The sequence below is a fragment of the Mesorhizobium sp. M1396 genome, assembly GCF_040317725.1.
Classification (GTDB): domain Bacteria; phylum Pseudomonadota; class Alphaproteobacteria; order Rhizobiales; family Rhizobiaceae; genus Mesorhizobium.
Genome location: NZ_JAMYLA010000043.1, coordinates 15,406 through 31,592, shown reverse-complemented (window position 1 = coordinate 31,592; position 16,187 = coordinate 15,406). Strand labels below are relative to the sequence as shown.

Here is a 16,187-nt window from a genome sequence, read left to right as displayed (position 1 = left end):
CTCAAGACCAGTCGCCCTCTGGCGTGCCGTTGAAACGCTTCTTCAGGTCCGCCCAGCAGTCGATGTAATTGTCCTGCCGGGTTTCGAGTTCGGCGCCGTAGCGGGTCAACATCTGCGGAAATCGCGTCTCGAACATGAAGGCCATGGTGTTGTCGAGCTTGACCGGTTTCAGATTCGCGCGCGAGGCCTTTTCGAAGCCAGGCGCATCCGGTCCATGGGCCAGCATCAGATTGTGCAGGCTGATGCCGCCGGGCACAAAGCCCTCTTCCTTGGCGTCGTACTGGCCGTGGATCAGCCCCATGAACTCACTCATGATGTTGCGGTGATACCAGGGCGGCCGGAACGTATCTTCGGCCACCAGCCAGCGCGGCGGGAAGATGACGAAGTCGATGTTGGCGGTGCCCTCCTCGCCGCTCGGCGCGGTCAGCACGGTGAAGATCGACGGGTCGGGATGATCGAACAGCAGCGCGCCCACCGGCGAAAAGGTTGCCAGATCATATTTGTAGGGCGCGTAGTTGCCGTGCCAGGCGACGACATCCAGCGGCGAATGACCGATCTCGGTGACATGGAAATTGCCGCACCATTTGACCACCAGCCGACACGGCGCTTCCTTCTCCTCGAACCAGGCGCAAGGCGTCTTGAAATCGCGCGGATTGGCCAGGCAATTGGCGCCAATCGGGCCTCGGTCAGGCAGCGTAAGCTTGGCGCCGTAATTCTCGCAGACATAGCCGCGCACTTCGGCGTCGACCAGCTCGACCTTGAAGACCAGACCGCGTGGCAGCACGGCGATCTCGCCGGGCCTCAATTCGATCACGCCCATCTCGGTGACGAAGCGCAAGGCACCGACCTGCGGCACGATCAGCAACTCGCCGTCGGCGTTGAAGAAATGATCGTCCACCATCGAGCGGTTGGCGACGTAGACATGCGCTGCCATGCCGGTCTGCCCCAGCACATCGCCGGCAGTGGTGATACTGCGCATGCCGGCGATGAAATCGGTCGGCTCCTTCGGCATCGGCACCGGGTTCCAACGATATTGGCCGAGCGCCAGTTCGTGATCGCCGACATTGGGCGCGGTCTTCCACAAGGGATAGCTCGCCGGTTTGAAGCGGCCGGTGTGCTTGACGCTCGGCCGAATGCGATAGAGCCAGGAACGCTCGTTGGTGCCGCGCGGGGCGGTGAAGGGCGAGCCCGAAAGCTGCTCGGCATAGAGGCCGTAGGCCGGCCGCTGCGGCGAATTCCGCCCCTGCGGCAGCGAGCCAGGCAAGGTCTCGGTTTCAAAGTCGTTGCCGAAGCCCGCCATGTAGGAAAAGGCCATCGCTTCCTCCCGGAATGGATTTCAATTGACCAAACTGGTTTCGTTTGTAACCATCGAAAATGTAACCATCAATGGCGGCTTTGAAAAATGGCGATCAAGAGCGAAGTGTCCGACGCGCCTGAAATTCTCAATCTGGAAAATTTCCTGCCCTATCGGCTCTACCGGCTTGCCGACGCCGTCAGCCGCGAATTTTCGCGAATATACAAGGACAGCCATGGCCTTACACGGCCGGAATGGCGCACCCTTTCCGGGCTTGGGCAGCACGGCACAATGACGGCGTCCGCACTCGGTGAGCAGTCGGCCATGCACAAGACCAAGGTTTCGCGCGCGGTGGCTGAGCTTGAACGGCGGCGTTGGCTAACGCGCACGCCAGATGAGAAAGACCGCCGCCTCGAACATCTGACGCTGACCAGGGCAGGCCTCGCCGCCTATCGCGAGATGGTGCCGCTGGCGAAGGCGTTCGAGCGGCAGTTGTTGTCGAAATTGAGCGCCAAAGAGCGTGGGGCGATCATAGAAGGACTGGCAGCGCTAGAAACGGCATTGGGGAAAGACTAGATACCAGGAGAATTGTTGATATGTCGGCGGGACAGAGGGGAGGCGCGAAGGATCGCAACACCTCCTGTCAGGCGCTACCAATCCATCACCACCTTGCCCGAGCTGCCGCTGCGCATGGCATCGAAGCCGGCCTGAAAATCGTCGATGCCGATGCGGTGCGTGATCAAGCCGGAGACATCCAGCGGACCTTGCACCAACGCGATCATCTTGTACCAGGTCTCGAACATCTCGCGGCCGTAGATGCCTTTCAGATGCAGCATCTTGAAGATGACCTTGTTCCAGTCGATTTCGAAACCGGTGGGCGCAATCCCCAGGATAGCGATCTTGCCGCCATTGTTCATGGTGTCGATCATGTCGCGGAAGGCGGGTGCGGCGCCCGACATTTCGAGGCCGACATCAAAACCCTCGGTCATGCCGAGCGCAGGCATGACGTCGCGCAGCTTTTCCTGCGAGGCGTCGACGACATGCTGGACGCCGAGCTTTTTGGCCAGCGCCAGCCGCACCGGGTTGATGTCGGTGATGACCACCTTTCGCGCGCCGACGCATTGCGCGACGAGCGCGCCCATGATGCCGATCGGCCCGGCGCCGGTGACCAGCACATCCTCCCCGACCAGATCGAAGGACAGTGCGGTGTGGACGGCATTGCCTAGGGGATCGAAGATCGCCGCGATCTCGTCCGGCACATCGTCGGGGATCGGCACGACATTGTGCTGCGGGATTGCAAGATACTCGCCGAAGGCGCCGGGACGGTTGACGCCGACACCGAGCGTGTTGCGGCAGAGATGCCCTCGCCCGGCGCGGCAGTTGCGGCAATGGCCGCAGACGATATGACCTTCGCCCGACACGCGCTGGCCGATCTTGTATTCCGTGACCGCAGCGCCGAAATCGGCAACCGTGCCGACGAATTCATGACCGGTGACCATCGGCACCGGCACCGTCTTCTGCGCCCACTGGTCCCAATTGTAGATGTGGACGTCGGTGCCGCAGATCGCCGTTTTGCGGATCTTGATCAGCACGTCGTTGGGGCCGATCTCCGGCACCGGCACCTCTTCCATCCAGATGCCCGGCTCGGCCTTGGCCTTCACCAGCGCCTTCATCATGTTCGACATGCTTTTGTCCCTTGAATCTCTTGATCCGGAATCGCTTTTCGATTGCGGCCTTTCAGGAAATCACGCCCAATTCCTTGCCGACCGCTTCGAATGCCTCAACCGCGCGGTCGATGTCCGCGGCGGAATGCGCCGCCGACATCTGCGTGCGGATGCGCGCCTGACCCTTCGGCACCACCGGGAAGGAAAAACCGATGACATAGATGCCGCGCTTCAGCATGCGCGCCGCCATCTCCTGCGCCAGCGTCGCATCGCCCAGCATCACTGGAATGATCGGATGGTCGGCGCCGGCCAGCGTGAAACCGAGCTTGCCCATCCGCGACCGGAACCGCGCCGCATTGGCATAGAGGTGCTCGCGCAAGCCATCGCCATTGCGGATCAGGTCGAACGCCTTGATCGAAGCGCCGGCGATCGCCGGCATCAGCGTGTTGGAAAAAAGATAGGGCCGCGAGCGCTGGCGCAGCCAATCGACCACCTGCCTCTTGCCAGAGGTGTAGCCGCCGGATGCACCGCCAAGCGCTTTGCCGAGCGTCCCGGTGATGATGTCGACCCTGCCCTCGACGCCACAATGCTCGGCCGAGCCGCGGCCGTTCTGGCCGACGAAGCCGACCGCATGGCTGTCGTCAACCATCACCATGGCGTCGTATTTGTCGGCGAGGTCGCAGACACCCCTGAGATTGGCGATGATGCCATCCATCGAGAACACACCGTCGGTGGCGATCAGCCGGAAGCGGCAGTCCCCGGCTTCCTTCAGGCGCGCCTCGAGATCGGCCATGTCGTTGTTGGCGTAGCGGAAGCGTTTGGCCTTCGACAGCCGCACGCCGTCGATGATCGAAGCGTGGTTCAGCGCATCGGAAATGATCGCGTCCTCTTCACCGAGCAACGTCTCGAACAGGCCGCCATTGGCATCGAAGCAGGAGCCGTAAAGGATGGTGTCTTCCAGGCCGAGGAAGGATGAAATCGTCGCCTCGAGCTGCTTGTGCTCCTCCTGCGTGCCGCAGATGAAACGCACCGATGCCATGCCATAGCCATAGCGGTCGAGCGCCTGGCTGGCCGCCGCACGCAGGTCGGCGCTGTCGGCGAGGCCGAGATAGTTGTTGGCGCAGAAGTTGAGCACTTTCCGCCCACCGACCTCGATCTCAGCCGACTGGGTCGAGGAGATCACGCGCTCGGATTTATAGAGGCCGGCTGATTTGAGCCCCGCGAGCTCGCTGTCGATGTGAGAAAGGAATGCTGCGGTCATGGTCGGGCCTCATTTGATGTGGGCCGACTGTCGTCTCGTCCGAGGTAAAAATCCATCGCAAAAACGACCGGATCGGTGGCAAGCGGCCCGATGCGGCCTCGATGGTCGCAAAAGCGACGCTACTACAAATGGTTCTGGCGGATCGCTCAAATGCCGGCACGGCGCTAAACGGGCCGATAACCATTTCGCGATCTTTCCACGTCTCCCCCTTGCCGGACGGCTGTCGATTTCCAGACCTGTTAATGTTTGCAGGCCAATGGTCTTCGCAGCAGGAATCCGTTGGCGAGAGGACCGCCCCCGAAAATGTCGCAGCAGCCGGCGCAAACCGTTTCAGGCAAACTCATACTGCTGATCAAAGCTGGCTACTGGCTGGCCCTGCTGATCATTGCCGCCATGGTGATAGCCTCCTTCATCCTGCTGCAGCAGATGATGGCCACCCAACAGCACAACAACACGTTGCTCGACATCGTCAGCACGCAAAAGACGCTTTCGCAGCGCATCGTCTTCCTGGCCGGCGCAACGGGCGCTGCTTCGCGTGACAAACAGCCGGCGCTGGTCAGCGCGCTCAAGCAGGCGACGGCGGAGTTCGAGACGAATTACGATCTGCTGCTCGAGCAGACGGGAGCCGATCCGCAATCGCCGGCCAAGCTCGACCCAAAGTCGATCGAGAGCGTCCTTTTCGCCAAGCCTTTCCACCTCGACTATTTCTCGGTCGGGCTGATCGCCAATGGCGACCGCCTGATCTCGGCCTATGAATCCCAGTTCACCGGCAATGGTGGCTACAAGGGTGGCGACGAGCGCGTCAACCTCGACGCCTCCGTCGCCAATGCGAGCTTGTCGGGCTACGCCGCGCTTGGCCAGCGCATCAGCGCCGATGCCGACGAGCGTTCCGAGAAGCTGCTCGCTCTCCACCGCACGCTGTTCTACGCCACCCTGGGCGTCATCGTACTGGTGGCGCTTTTCATCTTCAGGCCGATGTCGAACGCTATCCTGCGCAAGACGCATGAGCTGATCGACGCGCGCAATTCCATGGCCTTCATCGCGGTGCATGACGGCCTCACCGGCCTGCACAACCGCACGTTTCTGACCGATCATTTCGATACGCTGATCAAGGGCACGCACAGGCGTCGCGAGCGACTTGCCGTCGTCCAGCTCGACCTCGACCGGTTCAAGCAGATCAACGATACGCTCGGCCACGCCGCCGGCGACTATGTACTGGTTGTCACGGCACAGCGCATGCGCGATTCCTGCCGGGCTTCGGATCTCTGCGTACGCCTGGGCGGCGACGAGTTCGTCATGATCCTCGGTGGCGCCGGCGGCACCGAAGACATCAACATGCTGGCGCGGCGCATCCTGGCGCATATCAACGAGCCGATCGTCTTCCAGGGCACGACCATTCTCCCGGGCGCCAGCGCCGGTATCGCCGTCTACCCGATCGACGCCGACAATGCTCAGGATCTGCTGGTTCATGCCGATCTGGCGCTCTATTCCGCCAAGAAGCTGGGCGGCGGCAACTTCTCCTTCTTCTCCGAAGAATTGCGCCGCGAGCTCGACTATCGCAAGCAGCTCGAGCACGACATCAAGGTCGCCATCGCGGAGCGGGCATTCCAGGTCTATTTCCAGCCGCAGGTTTCGCTGACCAACGGCACGATCAGCGGCATCGAGGCGCTGGTGCGCTGGAACCATGCCGAGCGCGGCATGATCCCACCGGGCGAATTTATCCCGGTCGCCGAAAAATGCGGCTTCATGCCCGAGATCGGCCGCATCGTCATCACCAAGGCGATCAAGGAAGCCGCCGAATGGAACCGCGCCGGCATTGCCTTCGGCCGCCTTGCGGTCAATGTTTCCGGCACCGAATTGCGCGAGCCCGATTTCGATGCGTTTCTGTTCGAGACACTGGAAAAGGCCGGGCTGCCGCCACAGAAACTGTCGCTGGAAATCGTCGAATCCGTCATCCTCGACGACGAGAAGACGGGTATCGCCGCCAAGCTGCGCCACATCCGGGCAGCCGGCGTCCATCTGGAACTCGATGATTTCGGTACCGGTTATGCCTCGCTAAGCCATGTCAATCCGAACGAGATCGACCGGCTGAAGATCGATCGCCGCTTCGTCCAGAACATTCATGAGAATGGCGACAACTCGAAGATCGTGCGCGCCATCACCGAGCTTGCCCGTGGCCTCGGCATCTCCATCGTCGCCGAAGGCGCCGAAACCGAAGCCGAACTCGAATCGCTGATGGCGATCGGCTGCGACCAGGTGCAGGGCTACTCCATCGCCTTCCCGATGCCGCACGACAAGGCGCTGGAATGGCTGACCGCCCGCATGCCGAAGAAGGCCAAGCTGACGGTGCTGCAGGGAAGCCTGGCATAGCCATTGCCCAAAGCGCGTCGCGCTTGAGCGGAGTCGAGCGACGCGCTTTGCGTCTTTGTTTTGTGCATGTCGTTATCTCAAAACCGCTGCGCACTTTTGGGCGGCATGTTCCAGGACGGCTTCGACGGCAAGACGAAGCTGACCAACTTGATCACCGCGCTGAAGCCGCGCCATTACACCTTTGGGACAATCCGGGGCTACGACGACTGAGCCCTATCCTGCCCTAGCTTTCCACATTCGCCCGCAATGCCGCCAGCACCTGCGCGAACTCCGCCAGCCGCTCGTCGGACAGTCCGACCCGCAGCCGCTTGTCAAAGGACAATGCGGCCTTGCGCAACGTCTCGAACATCGCTTCTCCGGCCGCGGTCAGTTCGACCAGATGAACCCGGCGGTTGACGGGATCGCGGCGGCGCACCAGCAGGCCCTGCGCCTCCATGGCGTTGAGATGGTGGGTCAGCGTCGCCCCCTGGATGCCGATCATGCCGGCAAGCTCGCGCTGATTGGCAAGCTTGCTCGACTTGACAGACAGCAGGGTGAGCCAGACCGGCAACGTACCGCCAGCCTCGACCAAGGCAGCGTCGAAGGCTTGGGCGACAAGTTTGGCGGTGCGGCCAAGATTCATGCCGACTGGTGGGCGGTCAAAGGGCGTCATCGTCAGACACTAGACGGTGTTTTCCGTAGAGGGAACCGAGCGGCAGGTTATACATTGACATCTAATCATTTGATATCTAATTATATGCGAACGGCGGGCAGAAAAGAGGAAATGCGGTCATGCAATATGTCTACATCGTCGTCCTCGGTCTTCATGTCATGGCGGGCGTGTTCTGGGCCGGCACCACCATCGCGGTCGGCCGCGATCCGGAGATCCGGGCGGAACGGTTCTTCCGGCCCCAAATGGGCGCGGCCGGTCTCGTTTTCCTCACCGGCATACTGCTTTGGTATTTCTTCCATGAAGGCCTTTTCGGCCCGATGGAGAAGGTGCTGGCGCTGGGCATCGCCACGGCTCTAATTGCCGCCGGCGTACAGGGCGCGCTGGTGGGTTCCGCCACCAGGAAGCTTGCCGGCGCCGACGCGCCGACGGAAGCCCGGTTGCGCGCGAAAATGACAAGAGGCGAGCGCATCGCCGGCGGTCTACTGGTCATCACCGTGCTGTGCATGGCCGTCGCGCGGATGGTTTGAGGCGCGGCACAACTTCACGGAATCGTACGTTGTCTGGCGACGAGCCAATGACGTGCGGGCGCGCGGTCGGACCGAAGTACACGGGCTCTCGTACGCAGGTCCGACCGCGCGCCACCAATTCTCGCGATAACGAATTTCAAATCCGCAAGCCGAACCTGATGCCGTCATAAATGGCGGCATGGATGTTGCGCGAGGCGACCGCGTCGCCGATCCGGAACATCACGAAGCGTGCTTCTGGGTTGCGCGCCGGAAAAATGTCGCCGCCGCTCACCAGCCGCTCGTAATCCACCGCGCCGCCGTTCTTCGACAGCGGCTTCAGCGAGAGATAGAGATCGTCGAGCGGCAGCGTGCCGTGCTCGACCACCACCTGGTCGACCCGCCGCTCGCCGCGCCAGCCATCGGCAAAGTCCGAGGCCAGTTCCGCGACCAACTGATTGCCCTCGCGCCGTACCGAGCGCAGCCGCGTGTTGATGGTGATGGTGACGCCCTTTTCCTGGAAGGCGCGCATATAGGGCACGTGGTTCATGCCTCCCATTTCCGGTGCGAAGAACCGCTCCGGCGAGACAAGCTCGAGTTTTGAGCCGGCATTGGCGATCAGTTCGGCCGCGCCCATGCCCTGATGGCCGCCATTGTCGTCATAGAGCAGCACATTTTCGGCCGGCTTGGCGCTGCCGGCCATGATGTCCCAACTCGAGGTGACAAGGTTGTCGCCAGCCGTCAGTGGCGGGTTTTGCGGCAGGCCGCCGGTGGCGACCACCACCACGTCGGGCGACAGGGCCAGAACGTCGTCCTTCTCCGCCCAGGTGTCGTAGCGAATCTCGACACCGAGCCGGTCGAGTTCGGCCAGCCGCCAGTCGATGATGCCGATCAATTCCTTGCGGCGCGGGTTCTGCGTCGCCAGCCGAACCTGGCCGCCGGCCTGGCTCGACGCTTCCAGGATCGTTACCTTGTGGCCTCTCTCGGCCGCGACCCGCGCCACCTCCAGCCCGCCGGCGCCGGCGCCGACGACGACGACTTTCTGCTTCGGCCCTTCGGTCTTGACGATGATGTGCGGGATGTCGGCCTCGCGGCCGGTCGCCGCATTGTGGACGCACAGCGCTTCACCGCCTTCGTAGATGCGATCCAGACAATAGGTGGCGCCGACACAAGGGCGGATCTCGTGCTCCCTGCCCTCCATCACTTTTTTGATGATGTGCGGATCGGCGATGTGGGCGCGGGTCATGCCGACCATGTCGAGTTTGCCGGTGGCGATGGCGTGCCGCGCGGTGGCTACGTCGGAAATGCGCGCCGCATGGAAGGTCGGGAATTTTGTCGCCGCCCTCACCTCGCCGGCGAAATCGAGATGCGGCGACGAGCGCATGCCGGTCACCGGGATAACCTTGGTCAGTGCCGCGTCACTCTCGATCGAGCCGCGGATGATGTTGAGGAAATCGACCTTGCCGGAGCCGGCCAGCCGCTTTGCAATCTCGACGCCTTCCGCCTTCGACAGGCCTTTTTCAAAATCTTCGTCGGCGACCATGCGGATGCCGACGACGAATTTGTCGCCGACCGCCGCACGCACGGCGTCGAGCACCATGTTGGTGAAGCGCAGGCGGTTGTCGAGCGAACCGCCGAACTCGTCGTCGCGGTGGTTGGTGGCCGGCGACCAGAAGCCGTCGATCAGATGGCCATAGGCTTCGAACTCGATGCCGTCGAGGCCGGCGGCCTGGCAGCGCTGCGCGGCTGAGGCATAATCGGCGACGATCCGCTCTATGTCCCAGTCCTCGATGGTCTTCGGGAAAGCGCGATGCGCCGGTTCGCGCACGGGCGAAGCCGAGAGCACCGGCAGCCAGTCGGCCTTGTTCCAGCCGGTGCGGCGGCCGAGATGGGTGATCTGGATCATCACCTTGCAGTCGTGCTCGTGGCAGGCATCGGCGAGTTCGGCCAGCCACGGCACGATCCTGTCCTCATAGACATGCAGGTTGCCGAAGGCCGCCGGACTGTCGCGCGAAACGATCGCCGAGCCGGCGGTCATGGTCAGCGCCATGCCGCCCTTGGCCTTTTCGGCATGGTAGAGCCGGTAGCGCTCTTTCGGCATGCCATCCTCGGAATAGGCCGGCTCGTGGCTGGTCGACATGACCCGGTTCTTCAGCGTCAGATGTTTGAGCTGATAGGGCTGGAGAAGCGGATCGCTGCTGGTCATCGTCTTCCTGCGGTTTTAAATTGTGCTAATGAGCGGCAAAATTCGTTTTCAAGCATGTCGTCCCCACACTTCCCGGCGACATGCGATAAGGAACCCGTTTATGATCGACACCAAGACCCTCACCCAGCTCGGCGCGCACGTCGAGACGCCACAGAGCCCAGAAGCAGCGGTCCTGGAGACCGTGCCGTTTGCGCGCGGCGACGGGCCGCCGGCGATCGTGCGCTTCACTTGCCCGGAATTCACCTCGCTGTGCCCGGTCACCGGCCAGCCGGATTTCGCCCATATCGTCATCGACTACGCGCCCGATGCGCTGCTGGTGGAATCCAAGTCGCTCAAGCTGTTCATGACCTCGTTTCGCAACCATGGCGCCTTCCATGAAGACTGCACCGTCATGATCGGCCGCCGCATTGTGGCGGCAACCAAGCCGCTGTGGTTGCGCATTGGCGGCTATTGGTATCCGCGCGGCGGCATTCCGATCGACGTGTTCTGGCAGACCGGCGCGCCGCCCGAAGGCGCCTGGCTGCCTGACACCGGCGTCGCGCCCTATCGCGGGCGCGGCTAGCTCGCTCGTCATTCGCACTGATATTGGCTGAGTGCCCATTCACCGGTCACCGACAACAGATCCGTGATCTTCCAGTCGCCATCGACCTTCTTGAACTTCCACTCCAGCCGGTGCGGGTTGCCAGCGATGACGAAGGCGACGATGACCTTGGCTTGGTCGCCATTGATCGCCTCGAGCGTCTTCAGGCTCTTGTCGATCTCGGCCTTGTCATAGTCCGCATTGTCCAGTGCCATGTTGGGGTCGAGACACTCGCCCTGCCCGGATTTGCGCAAGACGTCGCTCTTGTCGAGCACGGTTTTTGCCGGATCGATGAAATGGCTGCGCTGCGCCGGATCGATCTCCAGCCCGACCTTATCGTAAAATGGCCGCACCACCGCTGTTGGCGAGCCCGGCTGGACGGGTGCTGCCGGCGCTGCCTCGGCTGGCGACCATCCGACCGGCGGCGTTGTTGGTTCCACAGCCGCTCCGGGCGCATTTGCGGGCGGCGGCCCGCTGTCGCCCGGCGCGGTGTCAACCGGGGCGTTTGCCGGCGGCGCACCCAACAAGCCTTGCGCGGTGGCGCCACTCAGACCCACCGCCAGCAGGCACATGGTCGACAGTGCCAGGATCGGGCGATGGGCCATCGCATCACTCCGGTGTCTGGCCGGCCACGCATTCCAGCGCGCTGAGCTTCCAGTCGCTGGTCTTCGAGGCGATGTCCGATATCTTCCACTTGCCGTCGATCTTCTTGAGCGACCAGACCATTTCGCGTTTGGAATCCTCGCCCTCGGAGAAAAGGCGGAAGGACGCTGTAACCTCTGCGTTGTCGCCATCCAGCTTCTCAGACAGTTTCAGCGTTTTCGAGACGGTCTTCTGATCGAAATCCTGGGCGTCCAGGCCAGGATCGAAATCGATGCAGGCGACCTGGTCCGGGTTCTTTTTCGTTGCCTGGTCGTTCAGGTCGAACAGTTTCGTCACCGGCTCGGTGAACCGATCCCGGTATTGTTCGTCGGCCTCGAACTTGACTGCGGGAACATAGAAGAACTTCACGGCGTTGGACGCCGGTCCGGCGACGGCGGCCGCCGGCAAGGCTATCGAAAGGGCGGCAACGAGCACTGTCGGTCTCATGCAGAATCTCCGGCTTTTGATGGCTTGAGCCTATCAATACCACGCATCCTGCATATCGGCTTTTTTTCGGCTCATGAAGCCCCGTAACGCTTGTTTCAACCATCCAGCCAGACGTTTTGCAGGTCCATCTCGAAGGTCTGGTGGACACCGTAGTTCTTTACGTTCTTGTTCATGTGGCTGTAGAGCTTCTGCCAGAACGGCTGAACGATGACGCCCGAATCCTGCAGGATCTGCTCGACATCCTTCATCACCTCCTTGCGCTTCTCCACGTCGATGAGCGAAAGCGCCTGCTTGAGCTTGGCGTCGAAATCGGGATTTGAGTACGCCGTTTCATTCCAGGCCTCGCCGGTGCGATAGCCGAGCGCCAGCACCTGAACGCCGAGCGGGCGCATGTACCAGATCGTCATGGAATAGGGATATTTCGTCCAGTCGTTCCAGAAGGTCGAACCCGGCAGCACCGTGCGCTTGACCTTGATCCCGGCATCGCGCAGCTGGCCGGCGATCGCGTCGCCCGTGTTCTTCTGCCAATCGTCCTCGACGGTGATCAGTTCATGCTCGAAGTCGGCCTGCCCGGCTTCCGCCATCAGCTTCTTGGCGCCGGCGGCGTCGCGTGTCTTCTTGGGCAGCGGATAGTATTCCGGATGGATCGGGGCGACGTGGTGGTTTTCGCCAGGGGTGCCTCGCCCGGCATAGCCAAGTTCGAGAACCGCGTTGTTGTCGACGGCCATTTGCAGGGCGTTGCGGACCCGCTGGTCGTCATAGGGCTTGTGAGTGATGTTGGTGCGGGCAACGAGCGTCGTCGCCGTCGCAACCTCCGATTTCACCAGGCCCATCTTGTCGAGGATGTCGATGAAGTCGGCGGGCGTCTCGAAATTGAGGTCGATCTCGCCGGAATCGAATGCATTGATCGAAGCGTTGAAATCGGTGCCGTAATCGATGAATTCGACGCTGTCGAGCGGCGCTTCCCCACCCCACCACTTGCCGTTCTCACGGCGCTTGACGACCGCCTTCTGGCCGACATCGTAGGAGACCAGTTCGAACGGCCCGGTGCCGATCGGCTTCTTGATCGGATCGGCTCCGTCGGCATCGAAGTTGCGATGAACCACCAGCGCCGGATAGTCGGTGAAGTTCGGGATGAGCGAAATGTCGGGTTCGTTCAGTTTCAGCTTGACCGTGTTGTCATCGACCTTGGTGATCGCGCCATCCCTGGCCTTGCCGGTCTTTGTGTCGATCAGTGCGCCGACGCGTGCGGCCATGGAGTTTCCGGCGACGCTTTTCTCGCACCAGCGCGTCAGATTTTGAACGACATCATCGGCGCTGAAGGCATCGCCGTTGTTCCACGTAATGCCCTTGCGCACATGCAGCACATATTCGGTGGCGTCGTCGTTGATATCCCAGCTTTCCAGCAGAACCGGCTCGAATGTGAATTGCCTGGTGTAGCGGACAAGCGGCTCCAGCCAGCAGCGCGAAATGTTGGCCAGTTCCACCCAGTCGTAAGTGCGCGGATCCTTCTGCCCCTTCACCGACATCGAGACGCGCAGGGTTCCGCCTTTCTTCGGCTCTTCGGCCAAAGCACGATCGGGCACGGCAAGGCCGATCATGCCATAGGCAAGCGCCGTTGACGCGCCGAAGGCGCTTGCGAGCGCCAGGAATTCGCGCCGGTCGACACGACCCGCGCGTGCTTCGGCGGCCATTGCCTCGATAGTGCTCGGCACGCGATCGCCATTGCTTCTGAAGAATGTCATTTTTTCCTCCCGTCTGGTTCCCGTGTGATCTTCGTGGTCACCTCAACTGACGCTGTCCGGCAGCTTCTCCTCCCGCCGCGCTATGAAGTCTGTCAGGCCATCGGCGATGCCTTCGTCGAGCTTCGGCTCCTCGTAGTCCGCCAGCATGTTGCGCGCCTTCTCGCGGCCGCGCGTGTCGTGGTCCTTCGCCCCTTCGGCCTTCCACTGTTCGAACGAATTGAAGTCCATGATGCTGGGCATGAAGAAGGCGGACTCGAAATGTTCGAGCGTGTGCTGGGTGCCGAGGAAATGGCCCTGGGGCCCCACCTCGCGGATCGCCGCCATCGCTTCCTTGAAATCGTCGAACGGCAGCCCGCCAGCATATTTGTACCAGCCGATCAGCTGTTCGCAGTCGGTCGCGAATTTCGAATAGCCGCAGGTCAGCCCGGCCTCGAGCCATCCCGCCGAGTGCCAGATGTAATTGGCGCCAGAAAGGATGGCGGCATGCATCAGCATGTTCGCCTCGTAGCCCGCCTGGGCGTCGTTCAGCTTCGACCCGACATGAAAGCCGGAAGTGCGCCATGGCAGCCGGTATTTCCGCGCCAGGGCTCCCATCAGATACATCATCTGGGCCGCCTCCGGCGTGCCGCCCATCGGGGCGCCGGTCTTCATGTCCACCGTCACCATGAACTGTCCATAGATCTGCGGCGACCCCGGGCGCAGCAGTTGCGTGAACGCGATGCCCGCCAGCGCTTCCGCGTTGACCTGCGCCACCGCGCCCACTGCGGAGGCCGAGGTCGAGGCGCCGCACAGCGCGAAGGGCGCGAGGATCAGCGGCTGGTTGCTCCGCGCATAGACCTTCATCGCGTCCAGCATGGTGGCGTCCCACACAAGCGGCGAATTGCAGTTGGTGATCGACACCAGGACCGGGTTGTCGCGGACATAATCCTCGCCGAACACGATGCCCGCCATCGCCATCGTGTCTTCCGCCCGATCCTTGGACGTGACGATGCCCATGAACGGCTTGTCGGAGTGCTTCAACGCCGAGTGGATGATGTGGAGGTGACGCTTCGGCACCGCGATTTCCATCGGCTCGCAGATGATCGAGCTCGACGAGTGCAGCGCCGGCGCCATGTAGGCGAGCTTGTGGAAATTCTGCAGGTCGGCGAGCGTGCCGTAGCGTCTGTTGTTGTCGAGGTCGCGCACATAAGGTGCGCCGTACATCGGCGCGAAGATGGAGTTGTTGCCGCCCACGCGCACCGAACGCTGCGGATTTCGCGCATTGAGCGTGAACTCCGACGGGACCTTCGAGACGAGCTCCATCAGCAAGGCACGGTCGATGCGGACACGTGTCTCCGAAACGTCTGCCCCGGCCGCCTTCCAGAGCGCGATAGCCTCGTCGTCGCGGAACTCGCATCCCACCTCTTCGAGGATCGAGAGTGACTCCTGGTGGATCAGCTCGACCGCCTCATCCGGAACCATCTGATAGACGGGGATCTGGCGAACCAGGGTCGGAAACGACGTTACGGGAGCCCCGCGCAACGCCTTGCGCCCCAAGCGGCCGCCACTTCGACGATTGGCGTGTTCGGTCACTTCAGGGGCCGGTGCGTTCATGACAACTCCATTCCACTCATTGGCACCAGCCTAGCGGGACAAAATATGTATGTGACGCTGGAAAATCCTGATCTCTTGTATAAGCTGAGCTTATGCGAAGCCTGCGCCACCTCCTGCCTTCCGCCGGCAGCCTGATCGTCTTCGAGGCGGCCGGGCGTCTGTCGAGCTTCACCGCCGCCGGGCGCGAACTCGGCATGACGCAGGCCGCCGTCTCCTATGCGGTGCGCGGACTGGAAGAACAGCTCGGCGCCAAGCTGTTCCAGCGCCGCCACCGTCAGGTCATCCTGACCGAGGCCGGCGAGCGCTTCCACGCCGACGTCTCGCTCGGCCTCTCACATATCCGCAAATCGGCGGAGGATCTGCGCCTGCAGGCAACCGGCGGCCACGTGACGCTGGCCGCCTCGACGGCCTTCGGTTCCTTCTGGATGATGCCGCGCCTGCAGCAGTTCCGCGACGAACTGCCGGGCATCGACCTGCGCATCCAGACCGCCGACCGCGACCTCGACATCATCGCCGAAGGCATCCCGCTCGGCGTGCGCGGGGGCGAGCCGCGGGATTGGCCGGACTATCATTCGCTGCCGCTGGCGGATGAGGAGATATTTCCCGTTGCCGGCGCCAGCTACGCAGCGAAGTTCGGCCTGCCCAAATCCGTCGCGGAACTGGCCACGCACCGCCTCATCCATCTGGAAGAGCCGTATCGCGAGGCGGCAAGCTGGGACGAATGGTTCCTGTCGGCCGGCGCCAGTCTCAGCGATACCGCGCGCGGCCTGCGCATCAACGACTATGGCCTGGTGATCCAGGGCGTCATGGAAGGCCAAGGCATCGCTCTCGGCTGGCGGCATCTTGCCGAGCGCCTGCTGGCATCAGGACTGTTGGTGACGGTGACGGATCATGTTCTGAGGACCGGCAAGGCGTTCTATGTCGTCTGGCCGAAGAACCGCGAGCTCAGCGACAACGCCCGCAAGGTGCGCGACTGGCTGGCGGCGCAGGCGTGAGGGACAGTGCCTCCCAGTTCCTTGGAAGTCGGCGGGACAGCACCCCCCTCTGTCCTGCCGGACATCTCCCCCGCAAGTGGGGAGATTGGCAGTTCCAACCTCGCCGCCCTTCCTGCAGCGCTGCAGATTGGCGAAAGCCGTGACGACATCCGATCTCCCTCCTTGCGGGGGAGATGGCCGGCAGGCCAGAGGGGGGTGCTGTCCCGCCAGCATCACCGCTATTCCGCCGACATCG

At 62.4% G+C, this 16,187-nt stretch carries 15 protein-coding genes; 6 read left to right on the top strand and 9 right to left on the bottom strand.

Annotated elements, in window-relative coordinates; all coding sequences use genetic code 11:
- Position 1: 1 nt before the first annotated feature.
- Positions 2 to 1,315, bottom strand: coding sequence for a homogentisate 1,2-dioxygenase (hmgA, locus tag NKH02_RS24670; RefSeq protein WP_352882210.1), 1,314 nt, complete (start codon positions 1,313 to 1,315; stop codon positions 2 to 4).
- Between the two features lie 87 nt (positions 1,316 to 1,402).
- Between hmgA and NKH02_RS24665 the strand changes: the two genes are divergently transcribed.
- Positions 1,403 to 1,870 (top strand): MarR family winged helix-turn-helix transcriptional regulator, encoded by a 468-nt coding sequence (locus NKH02_RS24665; protein ID WP_352882209.1) that lies wholly within the window; start codon positions 1,403 to 1,405, stop codon positions 1,868 to 1,870.
- A 74-nt stretch (positions 1,871 to 1,944) separates the two neighbouring features.
- Here the strand turns inward: NKH02_RS24665 and tdh are convergent, their stop codons facing one another.
- Both tdh and NKH02_RS24655 read right to left on the bottom strand, forming a co-directional pair.
- Positions 1,945 to 2,979: an L-threonine 3-dehydrogenase gene (gene tdh / locus NKH02_RS24660; RefSeq protein ID WP_352869498.1), complete on the bottom strand. Its 1,035-nt coding sequence runs from the start codon at positions 2,977 to 2,979 to the stop codon at positions 1,945 to 1,947.
- Between the two features lie 52 nt (positions 2,980 to 3,031).
- Complete coding sequence (locus NKH02_RS24655) at positions 3,032 to 4,219, bottom strand: glycine C-acetyltransferase (protein WP_352882207.1); 1,188 nt, start codon at positions 4,217 to 4,219, stop codon at positions 3,032 to 3,034.
- A 303-nt stretch (positions 4,220 to 4,522) separates the two neighbouring features.
- On the opposite strand from NKH02_RS24655, the gene NKH02_RS24650 reads away from it, so the two are divergent.
- Both NKH02_RS24650 and NKH02_RS24645 read left to right on the top strand, forming a co-directional pair.
- Complete coding sequence (locus tag NKH02_RS24650; protein ID WP_352882205.1) at positions 4,523 to 6,589, top strand: putative bifunctional diguanylate cyclase/phosphodiesterase; 2,067 nt, start codon at positions 4,523 to 4,525, stop codon at positions 6,587 to 6,589.
- A gap of 66 nt (positions 6,590 to 6,655) precedes the next feature.
- Entirely contained in the window at positions 6,656 to 6,799 is a 144-nt protein-coding gene (locus NKH02_RS24645; RefSeq protein ID WP_352882203.1) for a hypothetical protein, read from the top strand.
- A 13-nt stretch (positions 6,800 to 6,812) separates the two neighbouring features.
- Here NKH02_RS24645 and NKH02_RS24640 read toward each other — a convergent pair whose 3' ends face one another.
- Complete coding sequence (locus tag NKH02_RS24640) at positions 6,813 to 7,241, bottom strand: MarR family winged helix-turn-helix transcriptional regulator (protein WP_352869492.1); 429 nt, start codon at positions 7,239 to 7,241, stop codon at positions 6,813 to 6,815.
- A gap of 119 nt (positions 7,242 to 7,360) precedes the next feature.
- On the opposite strand from NKH02_RS24640, the gene NKH02_RS24635 reads away from it, so the two are divergent.
- A complete protein-coding gene (locus NKH02_RS24635) occupies positions 7,361 to 7,768 on the top strand; it encodes a hypothetical protein (RefSeq protein WP_352882201.1) in 408 nt (135 codons plus the stop codon).
- A gap of 136 nt (positions 7,769 to 7,904) precedes the next feature.
- Here NKH02_RS24635 and NKH02_RS24630 read toward each other — a convergent pair whose 3' ends face one another.
- Positions 7,905 to 9,950, bottom strand: coding sequence for an oxidoreductase (locus tag NKH02_RS24630; RefSeq protein WP_352882199.1), 2,046 nt, complete (start codon positions 9,948 to 9,950; stop codon positions 7,905 to 7,907).
- Between the two features lie 100 nt (positions 9,951 to 10,050).
- Between NKH02_RS24630 and queF the strand changes: the two genes are divergently transcribed.
- Complete coding sequence (gene queF, locus NKH02_RS24625; RefSeq protein ID WP_352869487.1) at positions 10,051 to 10,512, top strand: preQ(1) synthase; 462 nt, start codon at positions 10,051 to 10,053, stop codon at positions 10,510 to 10,512.
- An 8-nt stretch (positions 10,513 to 10,520) separates the two neighbouring features.
- Here the strand turns inward: queF and NKH02_RS24620 are convergent, their stop codons facing one another.
- From NKH02_RS24620 to NKH02_RS24605, 4 genes are all read right to left on the bottom strand, one after another.
- Positions 10,521 to 11,135: a hypothetical protein gene (locus tag NKH02_RS24620; RefSeq protein WP_352869485.1), complete on the bottom strand. Its 615-nt coding sequence runs from the start codon at positions 11,133 to 11,135 to the stop codon at positions 10,521 to 10,523.
- A 4-nt stretch (positions 11,136 to 11,139) separates the two neighbouring features.
- Positions 11,140 to 11,619 carry a DUF3828 domain-containing protein gene (locus NKH02_RS24615; RefSeq protein ID WP_352869484.1) on the bottom strand — a complete coding sequence of 160 codons (480 nt, stop codon included), beginning with the start codon at positions 11,617 to 11,619 and terminating at the stop codon, positions 11,140 to 11,142.
- A gap of 95 nt (positions 11,620 to 11,714) precedes the next feature.
- Entirely contained in the window at positions 11,715 to 13,364 is a 1,650-nt protein-coding gene (locus NKH02_RS24610; protein ID WP_352882197.1) for an ABC transporter substrate-binding protein, read from the bottom strand.
- Between the two features lie 42 nt (positions 13,365 to 13,406).
- Complete coding sequence (locus tag NKH02_RS24605) at positions 13,407 to 14,957, bottom strand: trimethylamine methyltransferase family protein (protein ID WP_352882195.1); 1,551 nt, start codon at positions 14,955 to 14,957, stop codon at positions 13,407 to 13,409.
- Between the two features lie 92 nt (positions 14,958 to 15,049).
- On the opposite strand from NKH02_RS24605, the gene NKH02_RS24600 reads away from it, so the two are divergent.
- Entirely contained in the window at positions 15,050 to 15,952 is a 903-nt protein-coding gene (locus NKH02_RS24600; protein WP_352869481.1) for a LysR substrate-binding domain-containing protein, read from the top strand.
- The last annotated feature ends 235 nt before the right edge of the window (positions 15,953 to 16,187 follow it).

Coding starts and splice junctions, on each gene's coding strand:
- tdh (WP_352869498.1), bottom strand. CDS start 2,979: ATGTCGAACATGATGAAGGCGCTGGTGAAGGCCAAGGCCGAGCCGGGC.
- NKH02_RS24615 (WP_352869484.1), bottom strand. CDS start 11,619: ATGAGACCGACAGTGCTCGTTGCCGCCCTTTCGATAGCCTTGCCGGCG.
- NKH02_RS24605 (WP_352882195.1), bottom strand. CDS start 14,957: ATGAACGCACCGGCCCCTGAAGTGACCGAACACGCCAATCGTCGAAGT.
- NKH02_RS24620 (WP_352869485.1), bottom strand. CDS start 11,135: ATGGCCCATCGCCCGATCCTGGCACTGTCGACCATGTGCCTGCTGGCG.
- NKH02_RS24665 (WP_352882209.1), top strand. CDS start 1,403: ATGGCGATCAAGAGCGAAGTGTCCGACGCGCCTGAAATTCTCAATCTG.
- NKH02_RS24610 (WP_352882197.1), bottom strand. CDS start 13,364: ATGACATTCTTCAGAAGCAATGGCGATCGCGTGCCGAGCACTATCGAG.
- queF (WP_352869487.1), top strand. CDS start 10,051: ATGATCGACACCAAGACCCTCACCCAGCTCGGCGCGCACGTCGAGACG.
- NKH02_RS24645 (WP_352882203.1), top strand. CDS start 6,656: ATGTCGTTATCTCAAAACCGCTGCGCACTTTTGGGCGGCATGTTCCAG.
- hmgA (WP_352882210.1), bottom strand. CDS start 1,315: ATGGCCTTTTCCTACATGGCGGGCTTCGGCAACGACTTTGAAACCGAG.
- NKH02_RS24655 (WP_352882207.1), bottom strand. CDS start 4,219: ATGACCGCAGCATTCCTTTCTCACATCGACAGCGAGCTCGCGGGGCTC.
- NKH02_RS24630 (WP_352882199.1), bottom strand. CDS start 9,950: ATGACCAGCAGCGATCCGCTTCTCCAGCCCTATCAGCTCAAACATCTG.
- NKH02_RS24640 (WP_352869492.1), bottom strand. CDS start 7,241: ATGACGCCCTTTGACCGCCCACCAGTCGGCATGAATCTTGGCCGCACC.
- NKH02_RS24650 (WP_352882205.1), top strand. CDS start 4,523: ATGTCGCAGCAGCCGGCGCAAACCGTTTCAGGCAAACTCATACTGCTG.
- NKH02_RS24635 (WP_352882201.1), top strand. CDS start 7,361: ATGCAATATGTCTACATCGTCGTCCTCGGTCTTCATGTCATGGCGGGC.
- NKH02_RS24600 (WP_352869481.1), top strand. CDS start 15,050: ATGCGAAGCCTGCGCCACCTCCTGCCTTCCGCCGGCAGCCTGATCGTC.